5 protein-coding genes are annotated in these 6,228 nt (G+C 50.8%); 3 read left to right on the plus strand and 2 right to left on the minus strand.

Annotation, left to right across the window (positions count from 1 at the left end):
• Positions 1 to 49 precede the first annotated feature (49 nt).
• Positions 50 to 391, minus strand: coding sequence for a ribosome-associated translation inhibitor RaiA (gene raiA / locus ACQKDS_RS19140; RefSeq protein WP_399673682.1), 342 nt, complete (start codon positions 389 to 391; stop codon positions 50 to 52).
• A gap of 315 nt (positions 392 to 706) precedes the next feature.
• The gene (gene bamD, locus ACQKDS_RS19145) at positions 707 to 1,438 is read right to left on the minus strand and encodes an outer membrane protein assembly factor BamD (RefSeq protein WP_399673684.1); all 732 of its coding nucleotides are present in this window, start codon (positions 1,436 to 1,438) and stop codon (positions 707 to 709) included.
• A gap of 131 nt (positions 1,439 to 1,569) precedes the next feature.
• On the opposite strand from bamD, the gene rluD reads away from it, so the two are divergent.
• From rluD to clpB, 3 genes are all read left to right on the plus strand, one after another.
• A complete protein-coding gene (rluD, locus tag ACQKDS_RS19150) occupies positions 1,570 to 2,547 on the plus strand; it encodes a 23S rRNA pseudouridine(1911/1915/1917) synthase RluD (protein WP_399673685.1) in 978 nt (325 codons plus the stop codon).
• Entirely contained in the window at positions 2,547 to 3,278 is a 732-nt protein-coding gene (gene yfiH / locus ACQKDS_RS19155; protein ID WP_399673687.1) for a purine nucleoside phosphorylase YfiH, read from the plus strand. The genes rluD and yfiH overlap by 1 nt, the downstream gene beginning before the upstream one ends.
• 133 nt (positions 3,279 to 3,411) lie before the next feature.
• Positions 3,412 to 5,985 (plus strand): ATP-dependent chaperone ClpB, encoded by a 2,574-nt coding sequence (gene clpB / locus ACQKDS_RS19160; RefSeq protein ID WP_399673689.1) that lies wholly within the window; start codon positions 3,412 to 3,414, stop codon positions 5,983 to 5,985.
• The last annotated feature ends 243 nt before the right edge of the window (positions 5,986 to 6,228 follow it).

Below are 6,228 nucleotides of genomic sequence, written 5' to 3' on the forward strand. Positions count from 1 at the left end.
CAAAAAACGCGCCAGATGGCGCGTTGGAGGTGAAAACGTCGTCAAATCATTACTCTTGTTCTGGCTCAACTTCTGGAACAATATCTTTCACGCTGGCATGAGAGCGGCGTGCTTCACCTTTGTGCTGCACCTTGTTGAGCTGGCGTTCCAGCTTGGCGATCAGATCGTTGATAGCGGTATACATATCTTCGTGTTTGGCGCTGGCAACGAGCGGGCCATTTGGCGTCGTAATGGTGGCGTCGGCAACAAACCCTTTGGGTTCTTTGGATAAAACGATATGTGGGTTAATCAGTTGCGCCTGCCACTTTTCCAATTTAGTGAGACGGTCTTCGACATGATTACGGATGGCGGGGGTGATATCCATTTGTTTGCTGGTAATGTTGAGTGTCATATAATTAACCTCTCTTGTCTTTCCGTCTTGGATGTCTCCAGCATACCCCGCTTTTTGCACCAATGGGTGATGAAAATCACCTTTTTTTGTCACTTTTTGCAAAGTTAGTTCAATCTGTGATTCAGAATCTGAATACGCTAACTAGCACTTGAGTCTTGTGGACAGAACGCGCATTATCGATAGGTTAACCGGTGAGGATTGTTTGTTAACACCGTGTTTTTTCTTGTGTATTGTTCCAGCCAGCTTTCCGTGCGCCACCAATGAAAACGGCAGCCGTGGCTGCCGTTTTGTTTATCTGCCGAGTGATACAGCGGGTTAGGTTGGATTGGCAGCGATAATTTTCGCCACTTTATCCGCCTGGCTGTTCAATTGCAGCTGCTTGTAAGCATTTTCCATCAGGGGTAACGCATCGCGCGTTGCTTTGGTATCCGGGTATTCACGCATCATTTGTTCAACACGATTAACAACCGCGACGTAAGCACCGCGTTTAGTGTAGTATTCCGCCACTGAAAGCTCATACTTGGACAGACGGTCCTTCAGGTACACCAAGCGCTTTTGTGCATCTGGCGTATACTGGCTGCTTGGAAACTGCTGAATCAGTTGGCTAAAATCGCGAAACGCAGTGCGAGCATGCTGTGGATCGCGGTCTGAACGATCGACCCCGAAGAAGCCCTGCAACGCACTGTCATCTAACGCCATATCCGTCAAACCGCGCATGTACATCACGTAATCGATGTTCGGGTGCGTCGGGTTCAGGCGCATAAAGCGATCGATAGATGCCTGCGCCAGTGGCAGATCGGCCGATTTATAGTAAGCGTAAATCAGATCCAGCTGCACCTGCTGGGAGTACGGCCCGAAAGGATAGCGGTTGTCTAACGCTTCGAGTTGCGTAATCGCGCCCTTGAAGTTACCGTCCTGCAGTTTTTGCTGGGCGTTAGCATAGATTTCCGAAGGAGGGTTGTCGGGAACCGCATCCTTGGAACTGGAGCAACCTGCCAGCGCCAGGCTCAACGTGGCTGCCGCCACCAGATATTTCATACGCGTCATGACGTTTTGATTATCCTCAGGGTGTTATTCCGGGAGACTGTCCGTTAAGCTCCCGACAAAGACCAGTTACAATAGCACATTATATTAAACGGCATCGCCGTGAAAACCCAACGTTAACGAAGAAGCTGCATATGGCACAACAAGTACAACTCACCGCAACGGTGGCCGAATCTCAACTCGGACAACGTTTAGATCAGGCTTTGGCCGAATTGTTCCCTGATTATTCACGATCTCGCATAAAAGAATGGATTCTGGAAGAACGGGTGCAGGTCAATGGCAAAACGATAAATAAACCGAAAGAGAAGGTGCTGGGGGGAGAGACGGTTGCTATCGATGCGCAGATTGAAGAAGAAGCGCGTTGGGAGCCGCAGGATATCCCGCTGGATATCGTCTACGAAGATAGCGATATTTTGGTGATCAACAAGCCGCGCGATTTGGTGGTTCACCCGGGCGCAGGTAATCCAGATGGCACAGTGCTCAATGCCTTGCTGCATTATTACCCTGAAATTATTGACGTTCCGCGGGCGGGTATTGTTCACCGTCTGGATAAAGATACGACGGGGTTGATGGTCGTTGCCAAGACGGTACCGGCGCAAACCCGTTTAGTGGAAGCGTTACAAGCGCGTGAGATTACTCGTGAATATGAAGCGGTGGCGATCGGGACGATGACTGCTGGCGGCTCGGTGGAAGAGCCCATTGCGCGTCACTCGACTAAGCGTACTCACATGGCGGTGCATCCGATGGGTAAGCCTGCGGTGACGCATTATCGCATCATGGAGCATTTCCGTGCCCATACGCGTTTGCGCTTACGCTTGGAAACCGGCCGTACCCACCAAATCCGTGTGCATATGTCGCATATTAGCCATCCGCTGGTGGGCGATCCGCTCTACGGTGGTCGCCCTCGTCCGCCGAAAGGCGCGTCAGATGCCTTCATCACCACGTTACGCGGTTTTGATCGACAGGCGCTGCACGCAACGATGCTGCGCTTGTACCATCCAATCAGCGGTATCCAAATGGAATGGCATGCGCCGTTGCCGCAGGATATGGTCGATTTGATCAACGCGTTAAAGGCAGATACCGAAGAATTTAAAGATCAGATGAACTGGTAATGAATTCGCTTATTCACCCAAGCTGGCTATTGCCACCGGGCGTGGCTGCATGTAGCACCACGCGCCACGGTGGGTTTAGCCAGGCACCCTACGAATCGCTTAACCTTGGCACTCACGTCGGTGATGACGCCGCAACGGTACAGCGTAATCGTGAATCGCTGGTGGCCAGCGCTGGCCTGCCGCAAATGCCGTATTGGTTGACGCAAGTGCACGGAACGCGGGTGTTGAGACTGGAAGGAAAAGTGCCGACAGACCTCTGCGCGGATGCGGTTTATAGCAATCAACCGGGGCAGGTGTGTGCGGTGATGACCGCAGATTGTTTGCCGGTCTTGTTCAGCTCGCTGGCAGGTAATGAAGTTGCTGCGGCTCATGCGGGTTGGCGCGGGTTGTGTGATGGCGTATTAGAGAAAACGGTGTCGGAGTTTGCTGCTGAACCGGATCAGATCAGCGTGTGGCTTGGCCCGGCGATTGGGCCACATCAATTTGAGGTCGGTGCTGAAGTCCGTGAGGCTTTTATGGCGGTTGATACTGCTGCGAACATGGCGTTTACGCCCTGTGGCGATAAATATCTCGCCGATATCTATTTATTAGCACGCCAGCGTTTGCACGCAGTTGGAATTAACGCCATTTATGGTGGTGATCGCTGCACCGTTAGCGAGGCCAGTCATTTCTTCTCTTATCGCCGCGATGGAATAACCGGACGACTGGCAAGTTTAATCTGGCTGATATAACCTATTGAATTAAGACGATCCACTGATGTATGACGTTGTACTCGTAATAATATAGTGGCGAAATAACCTTGAAAATTTGAGGGATGACCTCATCTAATCTCCAGTAGCAATTTTGTCCTATATTGGAGGTGTTATGCGTCTGGATCGTCTTACCAATAAGTTCCAGCTTGCCCTCGCCGATGCCCAATCTTTAGCCCTGGGGCACGACAACCAGTTTATTGAACCGTTACATCTGATGAGCGCTCTGCTTAATCAGGAAGGGGGCTCGGTTCGTCCTTTGTTAACTTCTGCCGGTCTCGATGCCGGGCGCGTGCGTACCGACATCGAACAGGCTCTATCTCGTCTGCCGCAAGTTGAAGGTACCGGTGGGGATGTACAACCGTCGCATGAATTGGTGCGTGTACTGAACCTGTGCGACAAGCTAGCACAAAAGCGTGCCGACAAATTCATTTCTTCCGAATTGTTTGTGCTGGCAGTGTTGGAAGATCGCGGCACATTGACTGACCTACTCAAAGCAGCCGGTGCATCAACCGATAAAATCAGTAAAGCCATTGAGCAAATGCGGGGAGGGGACAGCGTGGAAGATCAAGGTGCTGAGGATCAGCGTCAGGCATTGAAGAAATATACCATCGATCTTACCGAACGCGCGGAGCAAGGCAAACTTGATCCGGTCATCGGTCGTGATGAAGAGATCCGTCGCACCATTCAGGTACTGCAACGTCGCACTAAAAACAATCCAGTGCTAATCGGTGAACCCGGAGTGGGTAAAACCGCGATCGTTGAAGGGCTGGCTCAGCGGATTATCAACGGCGAAGTCCCAGAAGGCCTCAAACATAAACGTGTGCTGTCACTCGACATGGGGGCGTTGATTGCGGGGGCTAAGTATCGCGGTGAATTTGAAGAGCGCCTGAAAGGTGTATTGAGCGATCTCGCCAAGCAAGAAGGCAGCGTTATCTTGTTTATCGATGAACTGCATACCATGGTCGGTGCCGGTAAGGCTGATGGTGCTATGGACGCGGGTAATATGTTGAAACCCGCGCTGGCACGAGGTGAGTTGCACTGCGTTGGCGCGACCACGCTTGATGAGTATCGTCAATATATAGAAAAAGATGCGGCACTTGAGCGCCGTTTCCAGAAAGTATTTGTTGCCGAACCGAGTGTTGAAGACACCATCGCGATTCTGCGAGGTTTGAAAGAACGTTATGAATTGCACCACCACGTGCAGATTACCGATCCGGCGATCGTCGCTGCGGCAACATTATCGCACCGTTATGTTTCCGACCGCCAATTACCGGATAAGGCTATCGATCTGATTGATGAGGCGGCTTCCAGCATTCGTATGCAGATGGATTCGAAACCTGAATCATTGGATCGTCTCGAACGTCGCATCATTCAGTTAAAGCTGGAGCAACAGGCGCTGAACAAAGAGTCTGACGATGCCAGTAAGAAACGCTTGGACATGCTGAGTAGTGAACTTGAGCAGAAAGAGCGTGAATATTCGGAACTGGAAGAAGAGTGGAAAGCCGAAAAGGCTTCTCTTTCGGGGACACAGAATATTAAAGCCGAACTGGAACAGGCAAAAATCACGTTGGAACAAGCACGGCGCGTTGGCGACTTGGGGCGTATGTCTGAGCTGCAATACGGCAAAATACCGGATCTTGAAAAGCAACTTGCTGCGGCAACCCAGTCTGAAGGCAAAACCATGAAGCTGTTACGCAATCGCGTGACGGATGCGGAAATTGCTGAAGTGCTGGCGAAAGCTACCGGTATTCCGGTAGCCAGAATGCTGGAAGGTGAACGTGACAAACTGTTGCGTTTAGAACAAGAGCTCCATTCGCGCGTCATTGGTCAAGATGAAGCGGTGACTGCCGTGTCCAACGCTATCCGTCGGAGCCGTGCTGGTCTGTCAGACCCAAATCGTCCAATCGGTTCATTCCTGTTCTTGGGTCCGACAGGGGTAGGGAAAACGGAGTTGTGTAAGGCGCTGGCTTCATTCCTGTTCGACAGCGATGATGCGATGGTGCGCATCGATATGTCCGAGTTTATGGAGAAACATTCGGTGTCGCGGCTGGTAGGCGCCCCTCCTGGTTATGTCGGTTATGAAGAGGGCGGCTATCTGACCGAGGCGGTGCGCCGCAGACCATATTCCGTCATTTTGCTGGATGAGGTTGAGAAAGCGCACCCAGACGTGTTCAACATTCTATTGCAGGTATTGGATGACGGACGTCTGACAGACGGCCAAGGGCGTACCGTCGATTTCCGTAATACTGTGGTAATTATGACTTCTAACTTGGGTTCTGATCTGATCCAAGAACATTTTGGTCAAGTGAGCTATGCGCAGATGAAAGAATCGGTCATGGAAATGGTGAGTCATCACTTCCGCCCCGAGTTCATCAACCGTATAGATGAGGTGGTGGTCTTCCATCCTCTGGGTCAGCAGCATATTGCTGAGATCGCTAAAATTCAGTTGGAGCGTTTATACCAACGTTTGGAAGATAGAGGGTATGAAGTAACCATTACCGAAGCTGCGCTGGCACTATTAGGAAAAACGGGTTACGACCCTGTGTATGGTGCGCGTCCATTGAAACGTGCAATTCAACAAGAGATCGAAAACCCGCTGGCGCAACAAATCTTGTCTGGTGCGTTAGTTCCTGGCAAACCGGTGACGTTAGATGTAGAAAACGAGCATATTGTCGCTAAGCAGTAACGTTTTTACTGGCGCAGTTATTAAGGGAGCGGAACATTGCTCCCTTTTCTTTTGGTGTTTTTCTGGCTTGAGTGGCAGTGGCGGCCTAAAAGTAGGCGCTCAAAGCCTAATAAATATCCTAAAATACTCTTTTAGGTTGTTTATTGAACGGTTGAAAAGTTTTTTGAAATTAGGGGTTGCGGCTTACTGAGAACTCCCTATAATGCGCCTCCATCGACACGGCGCAAGTGATTCACTTCACAA

Source organism: Serratia sp. NPDC078593 (assembly GCF_050268245.1).
Classification (GTDB): domain Bacteria; phylum Pseudomonadota; class Gammaproteobacteria; order Enterobacterales; family Enterobacteriaceae; genus JBNNGK01.